Source organism: Sphingomonas arvum, assembly GCF_026013565.1.
In the GTDB taxonomy this organism is placed as follows: domain Bacteria; phylum Pseudomonadota; class Alphaproteobacteria; order Sphingomonadales; family Sphingomonadaceae; genus Sphingomicrobium; species Sphingomicrobium arvum.
This window is the reverse complement of sequence record NZ_JAPDOB010000001.1, coordinates 116,093-140,463: the sequence shown is the minus strand read 5'-3', so window position 1 is coordinate 140,463 and position 24,371 is coordinate 116,093. Positions and strand designations below refer to the sequence as shown.

Here is a 24,371-nt window from a genome sequence, read left to right as displayed (position 1 = left end):
CGGCTCCGATCAGGCCCGGGCCGCGGCCGCGTCGAGCGGCGAGCGCCAGGGGCTGAGCTCAGTCATGTTGCGGTTGGTGGCGTCGCCCGGCTTGGTCACGCCGCGCGCCTGGTTGGGGTGGGTCGGCTTGGTGAAGTGCTCGCCCGAGCCCTTCTCTTCCGGCGACTTGAAGATCGCACCCTCCGGCTTGTCGCCGTGCAGCGGAGCCGAGCCACGGCCCGGCGTCATGCCGGCACCTGGGCGGACGTCGTGCGGGTTTCCACCGCCCCGGCCCATGTCGTGGCGCATGACGTCGCTCATGCAAGGCTTACCCGGCTCGACGCAGCGCTCCATGACGCGGCGGAAGAGGTCGGGCTGAACGGCGGCAAAGTGCATTACCGGCACCTTCTCGCTGGGCTTCACCAGCGCCATGTAGGTCGGCAGGTCGAGTGCCCGACCGGAGCCCTTGGCCTCGGCTACCCACTGGTCGAAGCGGGCGGTCGGCACGCCGTAGAGCTTGAAGCGCTGGTCGGCGAAACCGGCGCCGGTGTACATGCCGGACAGCCCCTCGGCGGTCACCGGCTTGTCGAGCACCGCGTGCAGTGTGCTCTGCATGCCTGGCATGGCGTAGATCATGCCGGCCATCGTCGGCGCGTAGAAGGTGCTCATCATGTTGGTGGAGGTGATGTCGAAGCGCACCTGGCGGCCGACTGGAAGCACCAGCTCATTGACCGTGGCGATACCCTGGTCGGGGTAGATGAACAGCCACTTCCAGTCCATCGACACGACCTGCACCCGCAGCATGTTCTCACGCGGGGCGTCGGCGTCCTGCGCCACGGCCGGCCGGTCGAGCGGGCGAAACGGGTCGAGCAGGTGGGTGCTTGACCAGGTCAGCGCACCCAGGATGATGATGATCAGCAGCGGGGCCGACCAGATCACCAGCTCCAAAGCGGTGGAGTGGTCAAAATTGGGATCGTAGGTGCCGCCCTTCCCCTTGCGGTAGCGCCACGCGAAGATCACGGTCAGGATCATGACCGGAACGATGATCAGTAGCATAAGGCCGGTGGAGATGGCGATGATGTCGCGCTGCTGCCGCGCCACCTGACCGGCCGGGTTCAGCACCGCGCGGTCGCAGGCCGACAGGATCAGCGGAAGGGAGCAGAGCAGGCCCGCCCGCATCCGGGTGGCCGCCTTGGTCAGTGGCTGCAGCATGCGGCCCATGTAGGCGCTTGCGTGCGGTGCAACATTGGACATTTTGTCCAATCCCCTCGTTGAGCGGGACATGCGATGTGGCGCCCATTCCCTTGCGTCCGTCAGGACTCGCGAGCATCCCAGCCCCAGGCAGGATCTGTTGAAGCCATGAACTCCTCTGCCCCCGCCTCCAGTTCCACGCCGCTCGAACGCGACGCCCGAGTGGTGCACGCCAAGGATGGTGAGATCCGTCCGGGTGAGATCGCCATCGGCGTGATCATCGGCCGCACCGGCGAGTTCTTCGACTTCTTCGTCTACGCCATCGCGTCAGTGCTGGTGTTCCCAAGTTATATCTTCCCCTTCGCCGACCCGCTGACCGGCACGCTATATTCCTTCGCGCTGTTCAGCCTGGCGTTCATCGGCCGGCCGCTCGGGACGCTGCTGTTCACTTGGATCGACCAGCACCATGGGCGCGGCGTGAAGCTGACCATCGCCCTTTTCCTGCTGGGCGGATCGACCATGGCGATCGCCCTGTTGCCGAGCTACGCGCAGGTCGGCGCGATCAGCATCTGGCTGCTTGGTTTCTTCCGCCTGTGCCAGGGTATCGCGCTCGGCGGATCGTGGGACGGCCTGCCCTCCCTGCTCGCGCTTAATGCGCCCAAGGAATATCGCGGCTGGTACGGCATGATCCCGCAGCTCGGCGCGCCGCTGGGCTTGATGGTGGCCAGCGGCCTGTTCGCTTACTTCTCGGCCTTGCTGACGCCGGCCGACTTCCTCAGCTGGGGCTGGCGCTATCCCTTCTTTGTGGCGCTGGCGATCAACGTGGTGGCCTTGTTTGCGCGGCTACGGCTGGTTGCCACCCCCGAGTTCGAGCGCCTGTTCGAGACCCGCGACCTGCAGCCATCGCCGCCGTTCGAGACCCTGTTCAGCCAGTGGCGGACGATCCTGCTCGGCGCCTTTGCTCCGCTGGCCAGCTTCGCCCTGTTTCACCTCGTGGCAGTCTTTCCCCTGTCCTGGGTCCAGCTCTATGCCGAAGCCGACCCGGTCCGCTTCCTGATCCTGGAGGCGTTCGGCGCCGGCATCTGCGTTCTCGCGATCCTGGCATCCGGCTTCATCGCCGACCGGGTCGGGCGGCGCGCAGTGCTGGGCGTGTCGGCGGTCCTGATCGGCGCCTACAGCGGGTTCGCCCCGCAGTTGCTGGGCGCCGGGCAGCTCGGCGAAGCGGTGTACATGGTGAGCGGGTTCATCCTGCTCGGCCTGTCCTTCGGCCAATCGTCCGGGGCGGTGAACAGCAATTTTCCGACCCACTATCGCTATACGGGCGCGGCGATCGTCTCGAATTCCGCCTGGTTCATCGGTGCCGGCTTCGCCCCGCTGGTCGCGCTGTTCCTGGCGAGCAAGGTCGGGCTATGGGCGGTCGGGCTTTACCTGCTGTCGGGCGTGGTCTGCACCCTTGCAGCGCTGGGCATCAACCGGGAATGGGCTGGTCGCGCAGCCTAAAGTGACTGTCGGAGGGCGCCGGCTTCGCGCACGGTACTGACGCTCGGATAACCGTTGACGGCCATCAGCAGGTCGGCCTCAGCTAGGATGGAGCGAAGGACGTGCTCGGCGCCGTCCGCACCACCCAGCGCCAGGCCGTAGGCATAGGGCCGGCCGATTCCGACCGCCGCCGCGCCCAGCGCGAGTGCCTTGATCACGTCGCTGCCCGAGCGGACGCCGGAATCGAACAGCACCGGTGTGCTGCCCGCAGCCGCCACCACCTCCGCCAGGAGGTCGATCGCAGCAATGCCGCCGTTCGCCTGCCGCCCGCCATGGTTGGAGCAGTAGATGGCGTCCACGCCGAGATCGACGGCGCGGCGGGCGTCGTCGGGGTGACAGATGCCCTTCAGGACCAGCGGCATGGCTGTCAGGCTGCGCAGCCAGGGCAGGTCATCCCAGCTCAGCACCTTGCCGAACACGCCTACCCACTCGAGGATGGCGGCCTGCGGGTTCTCCTCCGGCGGCACGGCCAGGCGGGCGCGGAAGACCGGATCGCTGAAGTAGTTCTGGAGCACGGCGCCGCGTAGCTGCGGGAAGTTGGCCGTGTTGAGGTCGCGCGGCCGCCAGCCGGTCACCCAGGTGTCGAGCGTGACCACCAGCGCCTTGTAGCCGGCCCGCTCGGCGCGACCGACGAGGCTGGCGGCGAGCGCCTCGTCGTTGGGCGTGTAGAGCTGGAAAAAGCCAGGCGTGTCGCCCTGCGCCGCCGCGACCTCCTCGATCGGATCGTTGGACAAGGTGGAGGCACAGAACGGCACGCCCGTCCGGGCCGAAGCCTGCGCCGCGGCGAGATCGCCATGGCCGTCCTCCGTGCAGATGCCGTTGACGCCGATCGGCGCCATGAAGACGGGCGTCGGCAGCTTGAGCCCGAACAGGTCGATTGACAGGTCGCGGACGCTGCAGTCCACCATCATGCGCGGGATCATGCCCCAGTTGCGGAAGGCGGAAGCGTTCACGTCCTGGGTCCACTCGTCGCCGCAGCCACCCTGGACGTAGCTCAGCACGGACGGAGACATGGCTTCTTCCGCCCGCGCCTTCAGGTTGGCGAAGTCGACGGGCCACCTGGGCATGACGCCGGCGAGGCCCCCCATGTAGATGCTGTTCTGGTAGTCGCCGAAGTGCATGAAGCGTCTCCTCGAGGGGCAACGACTTGTTCCCGCTGCGCTGTTAGCTGGCAAGGGCAGTTGATCGGTGGCCCGCTCGAGCCCGATCGGCAGCCGTGCCCGGGCGCCCTGCTCGTCCCTGCCATTGGATTGTTCAACTGCGACAGCTACGGTGGCGCAACAGTTGCGGGGGAGAGACGTGTGCCGTTGGTCAAGACTTCGGATGTTGGACGCAAGGGGCGCCGCACCCCGGCGGTGGCGCAGGTGCCCGCAGCACCAACCGCCTCCCCTTCTCTGCGCGCCCGCCAGCCGCTGGCGCCGGACGCCAACCGAGAGGAGCGCGCGGTCGAGCAGATCGGCGCCGCAACCGAGGAGCTTGCCAGCGGCCTGACGGAGGCGTCGGCGTCGGCCAACCAGTTGCGGCAGGCGATGGAGCAGATCGCCGCCGGGAGCGAGGAAGCCGCTGGAGCAGCCCAGGAGTCGCTGGCGGCCATCCAGCAGCTTGGCCACGCATTTGGCGACGCCCGCACCGAAGCCGAGGCGGCACAGAAGGACGCCATATTGCTGCAGACGGCCGTGGTGGAGAGCTCGGCCGCCATCGCAGCCTCGGTCGCCGCCATCGAGGCCAATTCCGCCCGCCAGCTGGTGTCGGTGAGTTACGCCGAGCGGCTGGAGCAGCAAGTCGGCGCGATCCGCCAGATTGCCCGAACGGTCGGCGACATGTCGGAGGAAACCAACCTCCTCGCCTTGAACGCGGCGATCGAGGCGGCACGGGCGGGTGACGACGGCCGCGGCTTCTCCGTCGTGGCGGACGAGGTGCGCGCACTGGCCGAAAACTCGGAACGGAGCGCCGGAGAGATCGATTCGTCAGCGGAAGCGATCCGGAACAGCGTGCAAGGCATCGCCGCCCGGATCCGTCAGGCGGCGCAGACGGCCACGCAGCAGGTTGCGACGGCGGGCGCGATCACCGAACGGCTGCTGCAACTGCGCGAGGACATGGGCGACATCGCTGACGGTGCTCGGGACATCCTGTTGTCGGCGGTCGAGGCCGAGGCTGCCTCCCGCGAAGCACAGCGCGCGGCCGAGCAGATTGCGGGCGCGGCAGAGGAACAGGCGGCGGGCGCCGGCCAGGCGCTGCAGGCCATCGACCAGCAATCCTCTTCGCTGGAGCAGAGCCAGCAGGCAGCGCATGTCCTGGCGGAACTGGCCGCTCAAATCCACAGTGGCGGCGGCACGGCCGGCGCCGTCGTCGAGGAGGTTGCATCCTCGGCCGAGGAGCTGTCGGCGACCGTGCAGGAACTGTCCGGCGCGGCGACGCAGATCATGGCCGCCATCGAACAGATCGGGCGCGGCACGGAGATCCAGGCGTCCGCCACGCAGGAGTCGACGAGCGCACTGACCGAGATCTCCCGCTCCGCCGAACAGACCCGCGAGCGGGCGGCCGCCGCCCTGGCCCAGACAGAGGCGATCGCCGCGCTCCTTGGCGACAGCGAAATGACGGTGCGCGGGCTGGTCGACGGCACGAACGACGCACTGCACGAGACCCGCGCGGTCGCAACCCTCGTCAAGGAGCTGGAAGGCGCCTGCCGCAGGCTGAGCAAGCTGGTCGACGGGGTATCGCTGATCGCGGTGCAGACCAACATGCTGGCGGTCAGCGGATCGGTAGAAGCGGCTCGGGCCGGTGATGCGGGACGCGGTTTCGCACTCGTCTCCGACGACATCCGCAAGCTCGCGCGGGAGTCAGCGGGCGGGACCGAGGAGATCCGTGACGTGATCGACGGCATGCGCGAGCAGATCGCCGACCTGCGCCGCGACCTGGACCAGATCGCCGGGGTCAGCGAGGTCGAGAGCGCACGCAACATCCGCATCGTGGAGCAATTGGCGGGCCTCGGTGGGCGGGTTGCTGCACTGGCCAGCGGCAGCGCCCGGGTGGTGAGCGGGACCGAGCTCATCCTGTCGGCCTCGGCCCAGGTCGCGCAGGGCGCCGAGCAGATTGCTACGGTCGCCGAGCAGGCCTCGAGTGCCGCAGCCCAGGCGGCGGCGGCTGCCGGCCAGCAGGCACGGGGCGCCGAGGACCTTGCCGCCGCGATCGAGGAAATCGCGACCATCGCGGCCGAGCTGCAGAAGGCCGGGGCCTGACCCGTGGAGGGTGACGAGCGCTCTGGCTCGGCCCTGACGTTTGACGTCGGGACGGAACGGCTGGCGATCGCGGCTGACCGGGTCACGGAAGTGCTACGCCAGCCCCGACTGGTGCGCCCTCCCCTCGCGCCGTCGGCATTGGCCGGAGTGGTGGGCCTTCGCGGGCGGGTGATCCCCGTAGTCGCCTTGTCGCAGCTGCTGGCGCAGGACGGAACTGCCCGAAGTTCCGAACAGCGGGTGATCGTGGTCGAGCATGACGGTCCGGTCGGCCTGCTGGTCGATCGGGTGTCGGCCATGGTGCCGCAGGGGCGCATCGGAAGTCCCGAGCAGCCGGGTAGGATGGTGGACTTGCCAGCGCTGCTCGAGTCCGGGTTCGGGCAGTTGTCGTCGGTCGGCAGAGCGGAAGCGACCGTGCACAAGGCCGCGCCAGCCCTTCCGGCGATCCTGGAGGCGGAGGAGAAGCTGCTCACCTTTGACGTGGGCGGCCAGGAGTTCGGCCTTCCGCTCACCAGTGTGGCGGAGGTGGTGACGCTGCCGCCGGACGTGGCCGAGCTTCCGCGGACGGACGGTGCCATGCGCGGCGTAATGGCGCTGCGCGGGCGGCTGTTGCCGCTGGTCAACCTTGCCGTGCTGCTCGGGCTGGAGAGCCATGCGGCGGGCGAGCAGCGGGCGATCGTCGCTGAGCTCGGCGGGACGGAGGTCGGCCTGGTGGTCGAGCATGTCCGCGGGATCGTGCGCGTACCGGCGGCCGCGATCGATCCGGTGCCCCTCGTTCTCACCCGCGGCAACCAGGAAGCGCAGGTTCAATCGGTCTGCCGGCTGGAGGGCGGCCAGCGGCTGATCTCCGTGCTGTCGACCGACCACCTGCTGCGCGACGGCCTTGCCGAGCGGCTGCGCGAGGCAGCGATGGCGCAGGGTACCCAGGAAGAGGAGGCTGAGGTGGCCGGGACGGAACAGCTGCTGGTGTTCACGCTGGGCGAGAACAGCTACGGCCTGCCGCTAGCCAGCGTGGAGGAAGTCGCGCGCGTCCCTGAGCGCCTTTCGCGCCTGCCCAAGGCGCCGCCGTTCATCGACGGCGTCATGGACCTGCGCGGGCGAGTGATCCCGGTGATCGACCAAGCCAGGCGTTTCGACCTGGCGGAATCACCGTCTTCGCGGCGGCGGGTCGTCGTGGTCCGCATTGGCGAAGATAGCGCTGGTTTTGTAGTCGACGCGGTCTCGGGCATCGTCCGGCTGGCCGACAGCGACCTTCAGGACAGCCCCGGACTCGTGGCGCAGGACAGCGCCGCCATCCACCGCATCGGCATGGTGGAAGGAGGCGGCATGATCTTCCTGATCGACCCGCACGAGCTGCTCGACAAGGCGGAGCGGGACATGGTGACGGCGATGCGCGAGGACCGGTCGGCACCGGCATGACCCGCCTCCTGATCGTTGACGATTCCCCGCTCATGCGCCGCCTGCTGAGCGGCATCTTCACCGCTGAAGCGGACTTCGAGGTGGAGGTCGCGCGAGACGGGGTGGAGGCGCTGGCCAAGCTGCACAGCTTTCACCCGGACGTGATCACGCTCGATGTGCACATGCCGGCGCTCGACGGGATCGCGTGCCTCAACCGGATCATGATCGAGCGGCCCTGCCCGGTGGTCATGGTGTCTGGGCGCACGGCCGAGGGCGCGGCGGAGACGATGACAGCGCTGGAACTGGGCGCGGTGGACTTCATGCCCAAGCCGGACGGCGCAGTGTCGCTCGAGATCGACGCGCTGAGACCGCTGCTGATCGACAAGGTGCGGACCGCGGCCCAGGCGCGGGTCAAGGCGAGCAGCCGGCTGGCCGAGCGGGTCCGGGCGCGGAGCCGGGGCGTCGGGCGGACGACCCGGCGGCGTGCTGAGTCCGTCGCGGGGGCGAAGCTTGCGCCCGTGGCGGCGAGCGACGCGCCGGGGCTGGTCCTCGTCGGCACCTCGACCGGTGGACCCCGCGCCCTGGAGGTGCTGCTGACCGGCCTGCCCGCCTCGTTTCCGTGGCCCATTCTTGTGGCCCAGCACATGCCGGCCTTCTTCACCTCGGCCTTGGCGACGCGGCTCGACAAGCTGTGCGCGCTGCACATCGCGGAGCTGTCCGCGCCAACGGTGGTGGAGGCCGGAACCGTCTACATCGCGCGGGGTGAGGCCGACATGGTGCTGCGCCGCCGGGGCGGAACCCTGGTCGCCAGCGCCGCGCCGGCCGACCCGAATTACCCGTGGCACCCGAGCGCCGACCGGCTGGTGCGCAGTGCGCTGGGCGTGGTGCCGCCAGAGCAGTTGGTTGGTGTGCTGATGACGGGCATGGGCAATGACGGTGCCGCGGCGATGGCTGAAATCAAGGCTGGCGGCGGCCGCACCATCGCCGAGTCCGAGAAAAGCGCCGTCGTCTGGGGCATGCCAGGCGAGCTGGTGAAGCTTGGTGGAGCCAGCACGGTGGCGCCGGTCGACCAGATCGCCGGCCTGCTGGTCGAGGCGCTCGCATGATCTCGGAGGAGCACCTCCTCAGCAAGGACGAGCTCAGCCGGCTGACCGAGTTCGTTTATCGCCGGACGGGTATGCGGTTCGAAAAGAAGAAGCGCTACTATGCCGAGCGACGGGTGGCGGAGCGGATGGCGGCGACCGGCGTCCGCGACTTCGCCGAATACCAAAGCTTGCTCCGGCTGGACGCGGCGGAGGCGCAGCGCCTGATCAACAGCTTCACCGTCAATGAAACCTACTTCTATCGCGAGGAGCACCAGCTTCGGTGTCTCAGCCGTTCGCTGTTGCCCGATGTGGTGCGCGGCCGTCGGCCAGGTGACCTGGTGCGCATCTGGTCCATGCCCTGTTCGACCGGGGAGGAACCCTATTCGATCGCGCTGTGGCTGCTGGAGAATTGGGCCATGGTCGACGTCTACCATGTCGAGATCGTGGGCTCCGACATCGACACCGACGCGATCGCCGCGGCCCAGGCCGGGCGGTATGGTCCGCGCGCGCTGTCCAAGCTTCCCGCGGAGGTGCTGGACGGATATTTTGAGCCCGAGCGGGACGGCACGCGCGAGATCATTACCGACCTCAAGGAATCGGTGCGCTTCGTGCCCTGCAACCTGGCGGATGGGGCGTCGATGGCGGCCCTGGGCCAGTTCGACGTCATCTTCTGCCGCAACCTGCTGATCTATTTCGACGAGGAATCCCGCAAGGTGGCCGCCAACCATCTGCACGGGGCGCTTGCGCCCGGCGGCTACCTCTGCCTCGGCCATACGGAGAGCATGAGCCGGATTTCCGATCAGTTCCAACTGTGCCGCTTCCCTGACGCCATCACCTACCGGCGCTGCTGATGGATGAGCTGCTCGAGCAATTCTTGATTGAAGGGCGCGACCTGGTGGCACAGGCCGGCGACGACTGCGCGGCCCTGGTCAGGAACGGCAGCACCGGGCCGGTGATCGACAGTGCGTTCCGCGCGGTTCACACGCTCAAGGGTTCGGCCGCCATTGTCGGGCTGCGGCCGATGGAAGCGATGCTTCATGCCGCTGAGGACCTGCTGGGCACGGCCAGATCAGCCGGCGCTGCGGTCGATCCGGAGCGAGCGCGAGCGCTGGTGGCGTGCATCGATCAGTGCGATCGCTGGATGGACGAGGTCGCCGCGGCCGGCGAGCTGCCCGGCGATGCCGCAGCGGTCGGCGCGGAGATCGGCGCTCGGCTGCGGGGTGCGAGATCCGATGCCGCGAAGGAGCCTGCCCCATCGCCTGTCGACTCCCGGTGGGCGACGGAGTTGGTCGAGGAGGAACGCGCGGCAATCGCGACGGCTGGTGCGGCCGGCCGGCGCCTAACCGCCATCCGCTACCTGCCGCGCGAGGATTGTTTCTTCGCAGGCGACGACCCGCTCGCGCTGGTCGCCGCCATTCCGCAGCTGGTGGCGGTGCGGGTCGAAGCGCGGGAGCCATGGCCCGCCCTCGAGCAGCTGGACCCCTATCGCTGCCTGTTGTCGATCCAGGCGCTGAGCTCGGCTGAGCTGGGCGACGTCTCGCCGGTGTTTCGACTCATCCCGGACCAGGTTGAGTTGGCCGCGGTGCAGCCCGCAGCCGCTTCACGCGGGCAAGCCGCTCCCACTGCGGTCGCGGCCGACCCGACCATCCGGGTCGACGCCGGGCAGGTCGATCGGCTGCTCGACCTCATCGGCGAGCTGCTGGTCGCGCGCAACCAGTTCGGCGCCGTGGCTGGGGCGTCGCTTGACGGCGGGCTCGACGGCGAGTTGCGGACGTCCGGTGCGGCCATGGACCGGGTGCTGCGAAACATGCACCGGACCGTGATGGCCATGCGGCTGGTCCCGGTCGACCGGGTGTTCCGCCGTGTCGCGCGGTTGGTGCGCGACACCGCGTCCAGGCTTGGCCGGGAGGTCGAGCTGGAGCAGCAAGGCCTGGACACCACGGTCGACAAGGCCATCGCCGATGCCCTGTTCGACCCGCTGCTGCACCTAGCGCGAAATGCGCTGGATCATGGCATCGAGCCGCCGGAAACCCGCGCGGCGCAAGGCAAGTCGCCACGCGGCACGATCCGGCTGTCGGCCGGGTCGGTCGGCAGCGAGCTGGTCGTCGAGCTGGCGGACGACGGCAAGGGCATCGACCCGGCGGTTATGCGCCGGCTTGCCGTCCAGCGGGGGCTGCATGGCGCCGAAAGGGCCGCGGAGCTGAGCGATGAAGAGGCCGTGCAATTGGTGTTCGCGCCCGGCTTCTCGTCGGCCGCCGAAGTGACGGACCTGTCCGGGCGCGGTGTCGGAATGGACGCGGTCAAGGCAGCGGTCGAGCGGCTCGGTGGGCGCACGGTTCTCGCCAGCCGGCCGGGTGAGGGCACCACCGTGACTATTCATCTGCCCGCGACTGCGGCGCTCACCTCGGTCCTCACCATCACGGTCGCCGGCGAACGCTTCGCGGTGCCGGTCGAAGCGGTGGTCCAGACTGCCCGCATTCCGGCCGCGGCGATCCGGCCGGTCGGCACCGGCCAGGCGTTCGTGCTGCGCGATACCACCATCCCGTTGCTTGCCTTGGCCGACTTGCTCGGGCTGCAGGCGGACAGGTGCGAAGGCGACCGACGGGTGCTGGTCGTCGGCAGCCCGGTCGGCCTCGTCGGCCTCGTCGTGGACGACTTCTCCAGCCGGTCTGAGGTGATCCTCCGGCCGATGACCGGACTGCTCTCGTCGGTCCCGCTGGTGTCCGGCACCACCCTGATGAACGACGGCAGCGTGCTGTTCATCCTCAACCTGTCGGAGGTGATCGGATGACGATCCGCGCAGAACCGGACGTCATTCGGCTCGTTGGCCAGTGCGGGGCGGAGGACGCCGAGGCGCTGTTGCAGCTCCTCCTTCAGCAAGCACGGCCGCTTGACCTCACCCGCTGCGAGCATTTGCATACGGCGTTGGTGCAGATCATATGGGGCTCGGGTGCCAGCCTGGCGCCGGGCGGTGCTCCGATGCTTCCGGACTGGTTGTGTCAGCTTCTCGACAGAAGCGAAGGTCCGCCTGCAAGAACCGCCATTTAAAGGCGAAATGTTGCGTTGCCGCATTGATGCTGGTGTATGGGTGCTTACCCGGCTGGGGTTAGTCCTGTTGTTCGTGGGGGTATCGTGAGCGTAAACGTCCTTGTGGTGGATGACAGCAAGCTTGCGCGGATCAACGCGGGCAAGGCGCTGCGCGCGCTTCAGCCGGACTGGACCAAGGTCGAAGCCGGCAGCGCCGCGGAAGCGATGGAGATCGTGGGCCGCGAGCGGATCGACGTGGCGCTGATCGACTTCAACATGACGGAGCGGGACGGCCTCTCCCTTGCGACCGAGCTTCGCGGCACTCACCCAGCCATGCCGATCGCGATTATCACCGCCAACATCCAGGACGAGATCATCGCCCAGGCGCGCGCGATCAACGCTTCCTTCGTCGCCAAGCCACTGACGGCCGAAGGTCTTCAAGGCTTTCTGTCGGGGGCCGCGCTGCGATTGCGGGCGGCGGAATGAGCAGTGTGGATGAGATCGAGCTATCCGAACTCGAGCAGGACGCGCTGACGGAGGTCGTCAACATCGGCGTGAGCAGGGCTGCCCTGTCCTTACGCAAGATGGTTGGCGAACATGTGCTGCTGTCCGTGCCCAGCGTCGAGGTGCTCAGCCGCAAGCGGGCCGCCGCCCTGCTGGTGCAGCAGAGTGGCGACAAGCTGGTGGCCGTGAAGCAGAACTTCACCGGAGCGTTTTCAGGGGGCGCGTTGCTGATCTTTCCCCAGGCCCGCAGCCTGGAACTGGTACGGGCGGTGATCGGGCCGGAAATGCCCGATTCGGAAGTCGCGGAGATGGAACATGAGGCATTGGCCGAGACCGGCAATGTCATCCTGAATAACTGCCTCGCGACCATGGCGAACATGCTCAAGCGGCCGCTCACCATGTCGATCCCGCAGGTAGTCAGGGGTGACGGGACGGACCTGCTCAACCAGCAGCAGGACGACGACGCTGATGCCGGGCTCGTCCTGTTCCTGTACATCACCTTTTCGGTCCGCGAACGCGACCTCAGGGGCTATATCGCGATGATGATGAACATGTCGTCGCTGCTTGCCCTTAAGGAGTTGCTTGGCGGGTTCATCGCCGAGACCATGGACGGAGAGTTCTGAGGTGAGCCGCGCTTGTTCTTCGCCGAACGGGGCGGCGCGATGAACCTGCAATCAACGCTTCCGCCGGGAGAGCCCAATGCCGAACGGCTGAAGGAGCTGGAGGAGCGGCTCAGTATCTCGCTGGCCGCGGCTGGAGCGGTCGGCAGCTGGGACTGGGACATCCTCAACCGCCGGGTCTACTTCGATGCGCGGCTGGCCAACTTTCAGGGCATTACAGCGCTGGACGCGGCCAAGGGGCTGCCAGCGAAGGACTTCTTCTCGGCAATCCACCCCGATGACGCACCGCGCATCCGGGTTGCGGTGTCGGGCATGCTGCATGGCGCCGAGGTTTTCTTCAAAAGCTATCGGATGATTGCCCCGGACGGCAGCCTGCGCTGGGTCGAGGCGCATGGCCGCTGTTCATTCGGGGAGCATGAACAGCCCGAGCGATTTTCCGGCATTCTCGTCGACATCACGGCCCGGCAGCGGGTCGAGGAACGGCTGCGCATCGCCCAGACCGCGGGTGGGGTGGGAACGTTCGAATATGTCCAGGGCTTTCCGACCGCGACCGTGTCCGAGCAGTTCTGCCAGCTGCTGGGGCTGGATCCTTCGCCGGTGGTCCCGATCGCCACGATCAATGCCTTGGTGGTCGACGGCAGCCGGCCATTGCTCGAAAGCAGGCCGGTGCGCACCCTCGGAAGCCACGAGTACGCCATCCGCCGTGCGGACACGGGGGAACTGCGCTGGATCGCGCGGCGGGGCGAGCTCCTGCCCGAAGCAGAAGGCGCTGCGCGGCAGATCGGCGTGATCTTCGACATCTCGGACCTGAAGCAGACGCAGCAGCAGCTGAACGAACTCAACCGCAACCTCGAAAGCCGGGTGCAGGAAGAGATCCAGAGCCGCCAGCGCGTCGAGGAACGGCTCCGCCAGGCACAGAAGATGGAAGCGATCGGCCAGCTGACCGGTGGCATCGCGCACGACTTCAACAATCTCCTGACCGTGATCATTGGGAACGTCGACATGGCTCGGCGCAGGTTGGGTGCCGCCAGCGACGAGCGGGTCGAGCGGGCGCTTGCCAATGCCCTCAAGAGCTCGGAGCGAGCCGCCTCGCTGACGCAACGCCTGCTGGCCTTTTCCCGGCGGCAGCCACTGGAGCCGACAGCCTTGGACGTGGCGCGCCTGGTGCAAGGCATGTTCGATCTGCTGAACCGCTCCATCGGCGAGCAGATCGAACTCAGGACCGATTTCCAGGCGGACCTCTGGACCATCGAAGCGGACGCGAACCAGCTCGAAAGCGCCATCCTCAACATGGCGGTCAACGCCCGCGACGCGATGGATCACCGGGGAACGTTGCTCATTCAGGCCGAGAACGTCAGCCTCCAGGAAGCCGAGGAGACGGGGTCGCTGGCATCCGGTGATTATGTTCGCCTGGTCGTGTCCGATACCGGCTGCGGGATGCCGGCGGAGGTGATCGAGCGGGCGTTCGACCCCTTCTTCACGACCAAGGAGGTCGGCAAGGGCACCGGGCTCGGCCTGTCCATGGTGTTCGGCTTCGTTCGGCAGTCGGGCGGTGACGTGCGGATCAGTTCCTTGCCGGGCGCGGGAACCAGCATGGAGCTGCTGCTGCCGCGCTCGCTTCACGCGGTGCAGAGCGCGGCAAACATGCTGGCCCGCGACGTTGCAGCGAGCCGCCGGTCCGGCACCATCCTCGTGGTCGAGGACGATGACGACGTTCGCCTGTTCGCATCCGAAGGCCTGCGCGATCTTGGCTATGAAGTGCTCCAGGCCAGCGGCGGCGCGGAGGCGCTGACCGTGCTCGGCGAGCGCGGCGGGCAGGTCGACTTGCTGCTGACGGACGTGGTCATGCCGGGCATGACCGGCCGCGAACTGGTCCAGCAGGCGATCCGCCTCAATCCCGAAGTCAAGGTGCTCCACATGTCTGGCTACCCTGGCGAGGTCATCACCAGCGGCGGCCGGATCGAGGACGGCGTCGCACTGCTGTCCAAGCCTTTCACCTTGCAAGCCCTTGCCGCACGGGTCGAGGAGATGCTGGCGCGTGACGGCGGATGAAGTCAGGGCGAACGCTTCAGGACCATACCTCTTCGCAGCCCAGTGCGGCTAAGTCCCTTGTTGACCGGCCGGTGGAACGGGTGACCAGCGCCTTTGAATACGAGGGCTTGCAGATGAACGTGCGTTTCTATGGCAGACTGGCTGATCTGCTGGGCGAGCAGATGAAGCTGGACATGGCCGACTGCTCGATCGGTCAGCTGCGCGCCGCAATTGCCGACCGCCACCCACTTGCGCGAGCGGAGATCCTGAGCCAGCGGGTGCGCGCGTGCGTGCACGACGTCATCGCCGGCGAAGACCATCTGGTGGGCGCGGGCGGGACGGTCGAGTTCTTCCCGCCGGTGTCCGGCGGCTGAGCCATGTGGCGGGCGCGCCTCTGCCTGGAGCCGTTCGACCCGGCTGCGGCGCTCGCCGCCTTCGCCAAGCAGATCGACGCGGGCACCGGAGCGGTCGTGACGTTCACCGGCTTGGCCCGAGGCGCAAACCGGAATGGACTGGCGGTGGAGACGTTGTTCCTGCAGCACCACGCGCGGCTGACCCAGCGCTCGCTGGATGAGATCGCCGCCGCCGGCGCCGAACGGTTCAACGTCGCAGGGATTGACCTCATTCATCGGGCCGGCGCGATTGCTCCCGGCGAGGCAATCGTGTGGGTGGCGGCAGCCGCCGCGCATCGCCGCGCTGCGTTTGAAGCGGCCGATTACCTGATGGATCGCCTTAAGACCGAGGCCCTGTTCTGGAAGCGTGAAGATGGGGCGGACGGCTCGACTTGGGTCGAGCCGACCGACGACGACCATCGCGAGCGCGCACGTTGGAGTTGAGCTTTGCCCGGACGAATCGACGGAAGCCTGCCTCTCCACCCCTTGCGGATCGCCGTACTGACCGTGTCTGACACCCGCACGGAGGCGCAGGACACGTCGGGCGCGACGCTGATTGAGCGGCTGACCGCCGCCGGCCACGAATTGGCCGGCAAGGCGATCGTCGCCGACGACGTGGACGCCATTCGCGCACAGGTGAAGGCGTGGGTCGCGGACGCGGGCGTGGACCTGATCCTCTCCACCGGCGGAACCGGCTTTGCCCCGCGCGACGTCACGCCAGAGGCGGTGAAGCCGCTGCTCCGGCGGGAGATGGAGGGTTTTAAGATCGTCTTCCATCAAGCGAGCCTTGGCACGGTGGGTGTCTCCACCCTCCAGTCGAGGGCTTTCGCCGGTCAGATCGAGGACACGTTCATCTTCTGCCTGCCGGGCTCCACCGGCGCCTGCCGCGACGCCTGGGACCTGGTGCTAGGTTTGGAACTCGACAGCCGTTACCGGCCCTGCTCGCTGGCGGGGCAGATCCCCCGCCTGCGGGACATCTGCGCATGAGCAGGCTGACGCACCTGGATGCGGCCGGCCGTGCGCGGATGATTGATGTGTCGGGAAAGACGCCGACGGAGCGGGTGGCAACGGCCGTCGGACAGCTGACCTGCCAGCCAGAGACGCTCGCGGCCGTGCTGGCCGGTACGACGCCCAAAGGCGCGGTGGTGCAGACCGCCGAACTGGCCGGGATCATGGCCGCCAAGCGCACTGCCGACCTCGTCCCGCTGTGCCACCCCCTCCCGCTGAGCAAGGCGGCGGTGCAGATCACGGCCGACGAGTCCCTACCGGGATTCTGGATCAGCGCCGAGGTCAAAACGGTCGGTGTGACGGGCGTGGAGTTGGAGGCGCTGACAGCCGTGTCGGTCGCCTGCCTGACACTATTCGACATGCTCAAGGCGGTTGATCGGACCATGGTGATCGGCGGGATCGAGGTCACCGGCAAGTCGGGCGGCAAGTCGGACAACTGGCAGCGATGATCGGGTTCGACGAGGCATTCGCGCTGGCGGGCGCGGCCGGCAAGCTGCTCGGGACGGAAGAGATCCTGCTGCGCGCCGCGCATCGGCGGGTGCTGGCGGAGCCGGTGGTGGCGCAGGTGCAGTCTCCGCGCGCGGCCGTATCGACGATGGACGGCTATGCGGTGCGCGACGCCGACGTGGCGGCGCTGCCGGCGGCGCTGCGGATAGCGGGCGACAGTTTTGCCGGGCGGCCGTTCGCGGGCGCCGTGCCGCCGGCCAGCTGCGTGCGCGTCTTCACCGGGGCGGCGGTGCCGGCGGGGACTGAGCGGGTGATCGTGCAGGAGGTGGTGGAGCGCGAGGGCGAAGTCGCACGGTTCGCGGAACCGCCGTTCGGCGCTCGCCACATCCGGCCGGCCGGGTCGGACTTCGCGCTGGGTGACGAACTGCTTGCTGCCGGAACGGTGCTTACCCCGCGTGCACTGGTCGCAGCGGCGGCGGCGGACATCGAGTGCGTGCGAGTGGCGCGGCGGCCATTGTTGCGCGTGCTGAGCACGGGTGACGAGCTGGTCGAGCCGGGCCAGGCACGGCGGAGCACCAACCGGATTCCCGAGAGCGTCAGCGTTGCTGTGGCGGCGCTCGCAGAGGAATGGGGTGGGCAGCTGGAGACGGCAGTGCGGCTGCCCGACGAGCGGCGGACGATGGAGCGGGCGGCGGCGGAAGCGCTGAACGCGGCCGACCTGGTGGTGGTCACCGGGGGTGCGTCGGTCGGCGAGAAGGACTACGCCAAAGCGATGTTCGCGTTCGCTGGTCTGGAGCTCATTTTCTCAAAGGTCGCGATGAAGCCCGGCAAGCCCGTGTGGCTGGGGCGCGCCCTGGGCAAGCTGGTGATCGGCCTGCCGGGAAACCCGACCTCCGCGCTGGTCACCGCGCGGCTGTTCCTGGCGGGCTTGCTGTGTGGCCTTACCGGCCGCGATCCGGCCGAGGCGGCGGCGTGGCGGGCCATGCCGCTGGGCGAAGGGCTGGAGCCAACGGGCGAGCGCGAGACCTTCTCTCGTGGCTATGTCGAAGCGAGGGCCGTGCGCCTGTTCGCGCACCAGGACTCAAGCGCGCAGAAGGTGCTGGCGAAGGCCGGGCTGCTGGTCCGGCGACCGATTAGCACTGCGCCCGTACCAGCGGGCGCGAGCGTGGACGTGTTGGACTTCTGAAGCGGAAGGCCGCTCTGCGCCTAGTAGAGCCCGAGCAGCTTGGTTCCGGCGACGACCAGCACCAGCCCTAGAGACTTCAGGATGACCGGGGCGCGCAGGCGAATGCCGAGGGTCGTGCCGATCAGCGCGCCCGCGAGCACCGCGCCGGCATAAAGTTCAAGGTTTGGCGGCAGCGCCCCCACCGAAGCGAGATTGCCGAGCAGGCCCGCGGCCGAATTGCACAGGATGAACACGGCGGCGACGCCGCTGGTCGGCTTGGGCGCGGACCAGGCGAAGAACAGGAGCAGTGGCGAGAGAAAGATGCCGCCGCCCGTGCCGGTGAGACCGCTCAGCAGGCCGATACCGCAGCCGAGCAGGATGCCGAGCCACACCGGCGGGTCCCTGGTTTCCCGCAGCGCACGGATCTCGCGCGGCCACAGCAGGCGCAGCGCTGACAGCAGCAACATTAGGCCCACCAGCAGCTTGTAGGTGTCGCCCGGAAGCTTCAGCCAGCCACCGAGAAAGGCGAAAGGAATGGCGCCGATGAGGAACGGCCACAGGGTTCGCCACCGGAACTGGCCGGCATGGACATACCGGACGGAGCCAAGGCCGGCGGCGATCAGGTTCAGGACCAGCGCGGTCGGCTTCATGATTGCGGGCGGCAGGCCGAACAGGGCCAGCAGGGCGAGGTAGGCCGAGGCGCCGCCGTGGCCGACGCTGCTGTACAGCGCCGCGCAGATCAACATGCAAAGAGCCAGCGCCCATTGGCCGTCGAAGGCCGCCGTCGCTGTGCTCAACCGCCCGTGACGCTCATGTGGCGGCCGACAGCAGGTGCGGCGGCGGAGATGTGGAAATTATGACCTGCGGGCTTGCCGGCCAGCAGCTCGTCCAGCGCGGCGTTGACCCGCTCCCTACCCCCTTCCCGCAGCAATTCGCGCAATTCCACCTTCTGGTCATGGCCGAGGCAGCCATAGACGGTGCCGGTGGCGGCAACCCTGATGCGATTGCAGCCGGCGCAGAAATTCTGGCTGAGGGGCGTGATCAGGCCGAGCTTGGCGTCCACGCCCTCGACGTCCCAGTAGCGGGCCGGGCCACCCGTGCGCTGGAAGCTCGGTCGCAGGCTGAAGCTGCGCTCCAACTGCCGTTTCACTTCGTCGAGCGGCAGGTAATGCTCGGTGCGGTCGTCCTCAACGGCACCCAGCGGCATGGTTTCGATCAGCGTCAGGTCGTGGCCCTGCGCGCCGCACCACAACAGCATGTCGGCGATTTCATCGTCATTGAGGCCTTTGAGCGCCACCATGTTGATCTTGACGTGAAGGCCCGCGGCTTGGGCCGTGGCGATTCCGCGCAGCACAGGCGCGAGCGCGCCGCGGCGGGTGATGTGGGCGAAGCGCTGCGGATTGCGGCTGTCCAGGCTGACATTGATCCGCTTGATGCCGGCCTCACGCAGACCCTCGGCGACCTTCTCCAGCTGAGTGCCGTTGGTGGTGAGGGTGAGCTCGTCGAGACCATGGCCGATGCGGCTGCCAAGGGTGCGAACCAGGTCCATGATGCCGCGCCGGACCAGCGGCTCGCCACCGGTGAGCCGCACCCGCTTGACCCCGCGTGCGATGAAGATGCTGACCAAGTCGACGATCTCCTCCAGGCGCAGGATGTCCCGGCGCGGCAGGAACGTCATGCGTTCGGCCATGCAATAGCGGCACCGGAGGTCGCAGCGATCGGTGACGGACAGGCGGACGTAGCTGATCCGCCGTCCGAAGCTGTCGATCATGCCGGGCTCGCTCATGCCGCCCCTTCGCAAGACGGAGAATGGTGCCGCTTACAGGACTCGAACCTGTGACCCCCTCATTACGAATGAGGTGCTCTACCAACTGAGCTAAAGCGGCTTGGGCCGATCGGCTGCGGCGAGGCCCTACCAAGGGTGGGCGGACGGAACAAGGGGCCGTGGGGTTCGCTCACTGACTTCGTGGCTAGCCTCGCACCCTCCCCGGCCCGCACGGCCCGCTTGTGGCGGCCCAAGCGGGTGCTGATCACCGCGGCGGCGCGGGAGTGGGCGCATGGGCGGGCAATGGCTGAGCGCTGCGCGGGGCTGGGGATCGAGGTGACCGAGCTGTCCGGCAACCAGGTGCGGCTGCCTAAGCAGGAAGACGAGCGGAAGGCTTATGCGGAGGCCAAGCGGACGCTGGCGATCGTCACCGCACCCTCGTCCAAGCTGAAGCTGCAGCCGATCGCGCCGAGCGCCGACTGGCGGGTGGACTTGGCTGAGGGCTGCCCGGCGCACTGCAGCTATTGCTACCTGGCGGGCTCACTCGGCGGGCCGCCGATCACGCGCGCTTATGCCAACCTGCCCGAGATCCTGGCCGTGCTGCCCGGCTATCTTGGCCAGGGGCGGATCACGTCGCGGTCCAAAGCGCGCAGCCATGAGGGCACCACGTTCGAGGCGAGCTGCTACACCGACCCGCTCGCGCTGGAGCATCTGACCGGGTCGCTGTCTGCGTTGATCGAGCACTTCGGCCAGTGGGACGCACCGGTGCAGCTGCGCTTTACCAGCAAATTCGCTGCGGTCGAGCCTATGCTGGGCCTTGAGCATGGCGGGCGGACCCGGATGCGGGCGTCGGTCAACCCGCCGGCCTATGCCCGCTTCGAGGGCGGGACCGACCGGGTCGCCGAACGCTTGGCGGCGCTGCGGCGGATGGCCGATGCCGGCTACCCGGTGGGGCTGACGGTTGCGCCGATCATTGCGGCGGCCGGCTGGCAGGAGGCTTATGGCGACCTACTTGACCAGGCCGCAGCGGCGCTGGGCGGAGTGGCGAACCTCGACCTCACCGCCGAACTCATCACCCACCGCTTCACACCCGGCAGCCGCGAGGTCCTGCGCAGCTGGTATCCGGGCTCCGACCTGGAGATGGAGCCCGAGCTGCGGGCGGAGAAGCGAACCAAGTTCGGGTCCACCAAGTTCGTCTATCCGCCCGAAGTCATGGCCGAACTCAAGGGCTGGTTTTTCACGGAGGTGGAGCGGCGCCTGCCCGCCGCCCGCATCCTTTACTGGACGTGAGCGCCTACTTCTCGGCGCCCTTGACCTTCCCCCAGGTGCGGGCCGCGGTGTAGCCGAGGTAGCCGGTGCCGAAGAGAGTATAGAGTTCGTTGGGCAGGCCGCGCAGGTAGGCGGTCATGCCGTTGGCGATGGCGGTAGCCTTGGCCGGGTCCGCGGCGCTGATCAGGCCCATGGGAATGGCCCATAGCACCAGCACATACATGACGTAGAGGAAGCTTGGCCGCGCGCGGCTGGTCCAGGGATCGGCCGAACTGGCCTCGGCGACGATCGCCTGCATCTGCTGCGCAATGGCGGCGGCTTCCTGATCGCCTTCCAGCTTGAGCAGCTCGAGCTTGGCCCGGTCGCGCGCCTGCGGATCGGGGATGAGCTTGTCCAGAAGCTTGGAGACGGGGGCGATGATGGCGTCGATCAGCATGGTCGGGTCCTTGGGTCAGTGCTGGAAGGGGACAAAGGCGACACCTAGACGGGTTAGTCTGGGTGCTCAGTGTTCACCGATGCGGTTCGCGAGCCAGCCGTACAGGAACGCTTCGTTGGCGGGGCGCTTCTCCGCGAGGCGCAGGTAACGCTCGCCCTGGAGCGCTTCCAATGCGCGCAGCAGCACGGTCTCGCCGCGCCCCTGCCCGCGGGTTCGCAGATATCCGTCGAGCGCCGCCAGCGTGCGCGGACCGATCCGGCCGTCGGGCACCAGATCGCAGAAGTCCTTGCCGTTGCGGTTCAGCGCCGTGAGCGCGCGCTGGAGAAAGGTGGCGGCGACGGCCGGGCCCATGTTGGCGCCGGTGTCGAACAACTCGGCGGCGATGCGAACGCTGCGCTTGGCGACCTCGTCGAAGCGCGGCCGGTTCCAGTAGAGCCGCAGGTAGATGTCCTCCGCCTCGCTGCGCGGCAGAGCGGCCATTGCGCCGCGATAGCCGTGGGCGCGGGCCACCGCTTCGGTGATGCCGAAGCAGGTGGGACCCCCACGATCGGCGGGATGGTTCACGTAACCGCCCTCGCGCTCGATCAGCGTGTCTAGTAGCTCACAGATGGTGGCGTCGAGGTCGTTCATGAAAACACTCCTGCGGTTCCGATTCGCAGCAGTGCTAACCTTTTTGGTTACGTGTAGGCACTTATATACTTGACAAAGCAGCCTATGAGCGAGCATATGCTTCTCATGGACGACATTCTTGCCCCTCGCTTCATCGACCCGGTTGCGGCTCGCAAGCACCTAGAAGCTCTCCGCTGGGGTGATACGCCGGAGTGCGTGCATTGTGGCTCGGCCGATGTGACGCGGCTTGAAGGCAAGAAGCACCGCGACGGTCTGCTCCAGTGCAACAAGTGCCGTGAGCAGTTCACCGTTACGGTTGGTACTGTGTTCGAGCGCTCCAAGATCCCGTTGAACAAGTGGCTGCTCGCCAACCACCTGCTGTGCGCCAGCAAGAAGGGCATGAGCGCTGCTCAAATTCAGCGTATGCTCGGCGTTACCTACAAGACCGCATGGTTCATGATGCACCGCATCCGTGAGGCCATGACTGACCACAACCCCGGCCCGCTCGGCGGACCCGGCAAGGTTGTCGAGTCAGACGAAGCCTACATCGGCGGTGCGAAGCGCAAGCGCCTCTCGGGTGACGTTGCTCCCAAGAAGAAGGTTGTCACCCTTGTTGAGCGCGACGGTCGCGCCCGCTCCTTCCACGTTGCCAACATTCACCACGGCAACGTCCGTGCGGCGCTGGTCACTAACGTTGACCGCGCTTCCACCCTCATGACGGACGAAGCTCGTTTCTACTGGTCGATCGGCAAGGAGTTCGCCGGTCATGGCCGCGTGCTGCACGCTGGCCTCCAGTTCGCCAAGAAGGGCGGCATCCACGCCAACACCGCTGAAAACTTCTTCTCCATCCTAAAGCGTGGCGTGATCGGCACCTACCACCACTGGAGCGCTGCTCACCTGCACCGCTACCTTGCCGAGTTCGACTTCCGCTATTCCACCAAGGACATCAGCGACCGTGAGCGTGCGGACATCGCCCTCAAGGGGATCGCCGGCAAGCGTCTCACCTATCGGCGGACTAGTTCGCTCGCAGCCTAAGCTGTTTGAGGAACCTGTCCGTATAGGAAGCCCTCGCAAGCGCTGGACGCGTTCTTGATTTGAGCGGCCTTTGTTCGTGGATAGCGGGGACGGAGAACATTCGGACTCGACTCAGATGCGACTCTTACGAATAAGAGGAGTCGATTGTCCCAAAATGGCTAGGGCCCGGTGTGCAACCACCGAGCCCTGTGTCGGGGCAAACTGTGCATTCCTGGTCGGCGCGCACAGTCTGGAACACTCCCGACGCGGGACCTTTCCCGCAGAACGGACTCCACGTCAAGCGTCGGCTGCCTTCATGGAGGAACACTCCCATGTTGTTCGACGAGCCGAAGAAGAAGCGCATCCGTGCGCCACTTAACGAAGAGAACTACCGCTGGGTTCGTGCTAGGCTTGCCATCGGCGAGAACCAGCACGACATCGCTGCTGAGCTAGGATGGAATCAGGGACGGGTCTCTGAGATCAACACCGGCAAGCGTGGTGACTCCAACCAGCTCAGTCTTCTTTAACGGTTCTGGCCGCCGTGGCTCTCGGGCTACGGCGGCCTTTGACTTATTGCGACCAGTAGGCCCGACGAAAGCACGGGTTTATCGGTTTGGGCGGTAGCTCATCGTTGCAGCCGAGTCGGTGGCCTGAATTTCCATGACGAAGAGGATGAGCCCGGTGTCGTCGGTCACATCGACGCGCCAATCCTCATCGACCCAGATTTGATCTGCATGATCCATCAGTAGCCGTCCGACGAACTGGGCCAATTCCTTCCGCAAGGCGGTGAGATCGTCTCGCTCAACGTCTAACGCTGTCTGGACATGGGACTCGGTGCGAAGCTGGATATGATAGAGTGGCACGGCGCTCTCCTGCATTCGCAAGCGCGTGCGGTCAAATCGCGTTCCTACCGTTTCTCAGGCGTCCCGGTCCGTTGTTCCTGTTGTGAAGGCTTGTGCGGCTTCGGCTTGGTCGCCAGCATCCGCTTTAAAACCTCGTCCTCTCGCTTCTGATCGGTCTCTGACATGCCTTTCGACCCTTCTCACCCGTCGCCTATGAAGGGCATCCCCAGCACCGCGTGGCCAACAATCAACCAGTTGGCTGCGATCGGCTCCGTAGCGGCAACGTGGAGCTGGTTGGACCTTTCGCTGGAAGGCATCCTAGCGAAGCTCGTGCACAGTGACGAGATGCTGGCCCAAGCACTGACCGAAGATCTCTCGCCCGATAACCGGTTGAAGGCCCTAAGGCGACTTACGCGGACTTGGGAGCAAGTGCATCCCGATCTTACCGACGCCCATAAAGCGCAATTCGATGAGGTTCGCGAAATCGTAAAATGGGTGGCGGCTAACAAGGCCAGGCGTAACGAGATTGTTCACTGGCTTTGGCTGAGGCGGGATGACGCGCGGCTGTTCGGCTGGAAGCACCGCGTCACCCCAGCAATCCCGAGCGAGGCACGCGCCAGCAAGCTTGCCGATTACGAAAGCTTCCTAGAGTTCAGCCGTGAGATTGGTTCGATGGCGGACCGGGCTGCAGAGACAGAACGTGCTCTCTCTGATCTGCCGCCTTGGCCGAAGCCGACAGCATTGCCAGGAACACCTCTCTCGCCAGCTGTTGGAAGCTTACTGAGTCCATATCGGCGTCGAGGATAGTCATCGC

Annotated in this window: 25 protein-coding genes and 1 tRNA gene; 18 read left to right on the top strand and 8 right to left on the bottom strand. The window is 67.1% G+C overall.

Going from position 1 to position 24,371, the window contains the following annotated elements; genetic code table 11:
* Window positions 1-9: 9 nt before the first annotated feature.
* On the bottom strand, window positions 10-1,233 hold the full coding sequence (gene cyoA, locus OMW55_RS00735; protein WP_264880094.1) for a ubiquinol oxidase subunit II: 1,224 nt from the start codon (window positions 1,231-1,233) through the stop codon (window positions 10-12).
* Between the two features lie 105 nt (window positions 1,234-1,338).
* Between cyoA and OMW55_RS00730 the strand changes: the two genes are divergently transcribed.
* Entirely contained in the window at window positions 1,339-2,670 is a 1,332-nt protein-coding gene (locus OMW55_RS00730) for an MFS transporter (protein ID WP_264880093.1), read from the top strand.
* Here the strand turns inward: OMW55_RS00730 and OMW55_RS00725 are convergent.
* The gene (locus OMW55_RS00725) at window positions 2,667-3,830 is read right to left on the bottom strand and encodes an alpha-hydroxy-acid oxidizing protein (protein WP_264880092.1); all 1,164 of its coding nucleotides are present in this window, start codon (window positions 3,828-3,830) and stop codon (window positions 2,667-2,669) included. The genes OMW55_RS00730 and OMW55_RS00725 overlap by 4 nt on opposite strands.
* Before the next feature lie 180 nt (window positions 3,831-4,010).
* On the opposite strand from OMW55_RS00725, the gene OMW55_RS00720 reads away from it, so the two are divergent.
* The 13 genes from OMW55_RS00720 to OMW55_RS00660 all read left to right on the top strand — a co-directional run bounded on the left by OMW55_RS00720 (window position 4,011) and on the right by OMW55_RS00660 (window position 17,643).
* Entirely contained in the window at window positions 4,011-5,948 is a 1,938-nt protein-coding gene (locus OMW55_RS00720) for a methyl-accepting chemotaxis protein (protein WP_264880091.1), read from the top strand.
* Between the two features lie 3 nt (window positions 5,949-5,951).
* Complete coding sequence (locus OMW55_RS00715) at window positions 5,952-7,364, top strand: chemotaxis protein CheW (RefSeq protein WP_264880090.1); 1,413 nt, start codon at window positions 5,952-5,954, stop codon at window positions 7,362-7,364.
* Window positions 7,361-8,449 carry a chemotaxis-specific protein-glutamate methyltransferase CheB gene (gene cheB / locus OMW55_RS00710; RefSeq protein WP_264880089.1) on the top strand — a complete coding sequence of 363 codons (1,089 nt, stop codon included), beginning with the start codon at window positions 7,361-7,363 and terminating at the stop codon, window positions 8,447-8,449. The genes OMW55_RS00715 and cheB overlap by 4 nt, the downstream gene beginning before the upstream one ends.
* Window positions 8,446-9,279 carry a CheR family methyltransferase gene (locus OMW55_RS00705; RefSeq protein WP_264880088.1) on the top strand — a complete coding sequence of 278 codons (834 nt, stop codon included), beginning with the start codon at window positions 8,446-8,448 and terminating at the stop codon, window positions 9,277-9,279. The genes cheB and OMW55_RS00705 overlap by 4 nt, the downstream gene beginning before the upstream one ends.
* On the top strand, window positions 9,279-11,219 hold the full coding sequence (locus OMW55_RS00700) for a chemotaxis protein CheA (RefSeq protein ID WP_264880087.1): 1,941 nt from the start codon (window positions 9,279-9,281) through the stop codon (window positions 11,217-11,219). The genes OMW55_RS00705 and OMW55_RS00700 overlap by 1 nt, the downstream gene beginning before the upstream one ends.
* Before the next feature lie 341 nt (window positions 11,220-11,560).
* On the top strand, window positions 11,561-11,941 hold the full coding sequence (locus tag OMW55_RS00695; RefSeq protein ID WP_264880086.1) for a response regulator transcription factor: 381 nt from the start codon (window positions 11,561-11,563) through the stop codon (window positions 11,939-11,941).
* Window positions 11,938-12,582 carry a chemotaxis protein CheX gene (locus tag OMW55_RS00690; protein ID WP_264880085.1) on the top strand — a complete coding sequence of 215 codons (645 nt, stop codon included), beginning with the start codon at window positions 11,938-11,940 and terminating at the stop codon, window positions 12,580-12,582. The genes OMW55_RS00695 and OMW55_RS00690 overlap by 4 nt, the downstream gene beginning before the upstream one ends.
* Window positions 12,583-12,594: 12 nt before the next feature.
* Window positions 12,595-14,631, top strand: coding sequence for a hybrid sensor histidine kinase/response regulator (locus OMW55_RS00685; RefSeq protein WP_264880084.1), 2,037 nt, complete (start codon window positions 12,595-12,597; stop codon window positions 14,629-14,631).
* A gap of 71 nt (window positions 14,632-14,702) precedes the next feature.
* Window positions 14,703-14,984, top strand: coding sequence for a MoaD/ThiS family protein (locus tag OMW55_RS00680; protein ID WP_264880083.1), 282 nt, complete (start codon window positions 14,703-14,705; stop codon window positions 14,982-14,984).
* A 3-nt stretch (window positions 14,985-14,987) separates the two neighbouring features.
* Window positions 14,988-15,446, top strand: coding sequence for a molybdenum cofactor biosynthesis protein MoaE (locus OMW55_RS00675; RefSeq protein ID WP_264880082.1), 459 nt, complete (start codon window positions 14,988-14,990; stop codon window positions 15,444-15,446).
* 3 nt (window positions 15,447-15,449) lie between these two features.
* The gene (moaB, locus tag OMW55_RS00670; protein WP_264880081.1) at window positions 15,450-15,989 is read left to right on the top strand and encodes a molybdenum cofactor biosynthesis protein B; all 540 of its coding nucleotides are present in this window, start codon (window positions 15,450-15,452) and stop codon (window positions 15,987-15,989) included.
* Window positions 15,986-16,459 (top strand): cyclic pyranopterin monophosphate synthase MoaC, encoded by a 474-nt coding sequence (gene moaC, locus OMW55_RS00665; RefSeq protein ID WP_264880080.1) that lies wholly within the window; start codon window positions 15,986-15,988, stop codon window positions 16,457-16,459. The genes moaB and moaC overlap by 4 nt, the downstream gene beginning before the upstream one ends.
* Window positions 16,456-17,643: a molybdopterin molybdotransferase MoeA gene (locus OMW55_RS00660; protein ID WP_264880079.1), complete on the top strand. Its 1,188-nt coding sequence runs from the start codon at window positions 16,456-16,458 to the stop codon at window positions 17,641-17,643. The genes moaC and OMW55_RS00660 overlap by 4 nt, the downstream gene beginning before the upstream one ends.
* A gap of 20 nt (window positions 17,644-17,663) precedes the next feature.
* On the opposite strand, the gene OMW55_RS00655 is transcribed toward OMW55_RS00660, so the two are convergent.
* The 3 genes from OMW55_RS00655 to OMW55_RS00645 form a co-directional block, all read right to left on the bottom strand.
* Window positions 17,664-18,368, bottom strand: coding sequence for a sulfite exporter TauE/SafE family protein (locus tag OMW55_RS00655; protein WP_264880078.1), 705 nt, complete (start codon window positions 18,366-18,368; stop codon window positions 17,664-17,666).
* 47 nt (window positions 18,369-18,415) lie between these two features.
* On the bottom strand, window positions 18,416-19,408 hold the full coding sequence (gene moaA, locus OMW55_RS00650) for a GTP 3',8-cyclase MoaA (protein WP_264880077.1): 993 nt from the start codon (window positions 19,406-19,408) through the stop codon (window positions 18,416-18,418).
* Window positions 19,409-19,432: 24 nt separating this feature from the next.
* Window positions 19,433-19,508: transfer RNA gene (locus OMW55_RS00645), tRNA-Thr, on the bottom strand.
* 80 nt (window positions 19,509-19,588) lie between these two features.
* Here OMW55_RS00645 and OMW55_RS00640 point away from each other — a divergent pair.
* Entirely contained in the window at window positions 19,589-20,677 is a 1,089-nt protein-coding gene (locus OMW55_RS00640) for an SPL family radical SAM protein (protein ID WP_264880076.1), read from the top strand.
* Between the two features lie 4 nt (window positions 20,678-20,681).
* On the opposite strand, the gene OMW55_RS00635 is transcribed toward OMW55_RS00640, so the two are convergent.
* Both OMW55_RS00635 and OMW55_RS00630 read right to left on the bottom strand, forming a co-directional pair.
* On the bottom strand, window positions 20,682-21,092 hold the full coding sequence (locus OMW55_RS00635) for a holin family protein (protein WP_264880075.1): 411 nt from the start codon (window positions 21,090-21,092) through the stop codon (window positions 20,682-20,684).
* A 66-nt stretch (window positions 21,093-21,158) separates the two neighbouring features.
* On the bottom strand, window positions 21,159-21,722 hold the full coding sequence (locus OMW55_RS00630) for a glycoside hydrolase family 108 protein (protein ID WP_264880074.1): 564 nt from the start codon (window positions 21,720-21,722) through the stop codon (window positions 21,159-21,161).
* Window positions 21,723-21,827: 105 nt separating this feature from the next.
* On the opposite strand from OMW55_RS00630, the gene OMW55_RS00625 reads away from it, so the two are divergent.
* Complete coding sequence (locus OMW55_RS00625) at window positions 21,828-22,736, top strand: IS1595 family transposase (protein WP_264880073.1); 909 nt, start codon at window positions 21,828-21,830, stop codon at window positions 22,734-22,736.
* A 311-nt stretch (window positions 22,737-23,047) separates the two neighbouring features.
* The gene (locus tag OMW55_RS00620; protein ID WP_264880072.1) at window positions 23,048-23,242 is read left to right on the top strand and encodes a hypothetical protein; all 195 of its coding nucleotides are present in this window, start codon (window positions 23,048-23,050) and stop codon (window positions 23,240-23,242) included.
* 78 nt (window positions 23,243-23,320) lie between these two features.
* On the opposite strand, the gene OMW55_RS00615 is transcribed toward OMW55_RS00620, so the two are convergent.
* Window positions 23,321-23,578, bottom strand: a complete 258-nt coding sequence (locus OMW55_RS00615; protein ID WP_264880071.1) for a DUF6894 family protein — start codon at window positions 23,576-23,578, stop codon at window positions 23,321-23,323.
* Between the two features lie 192 nt (window positions 23,579-23,770).
* On the opposite strand from OMW55_RS00615, the gene OMW55_RS00610 reads away from it, so the two are divergent.
* On the top strand, window positions 23,771-24,364 hold the full coding sequence (locus OMW55_RS00610; protein WP_264880070.1) for a hypothetical protein: 594 nt from the start codon (window positions 23,771-23,773) through the stop codon (window positions 24,362-24,364).
* Window positions 24,365-24,371: the final 7 nt, after the last annotated feature.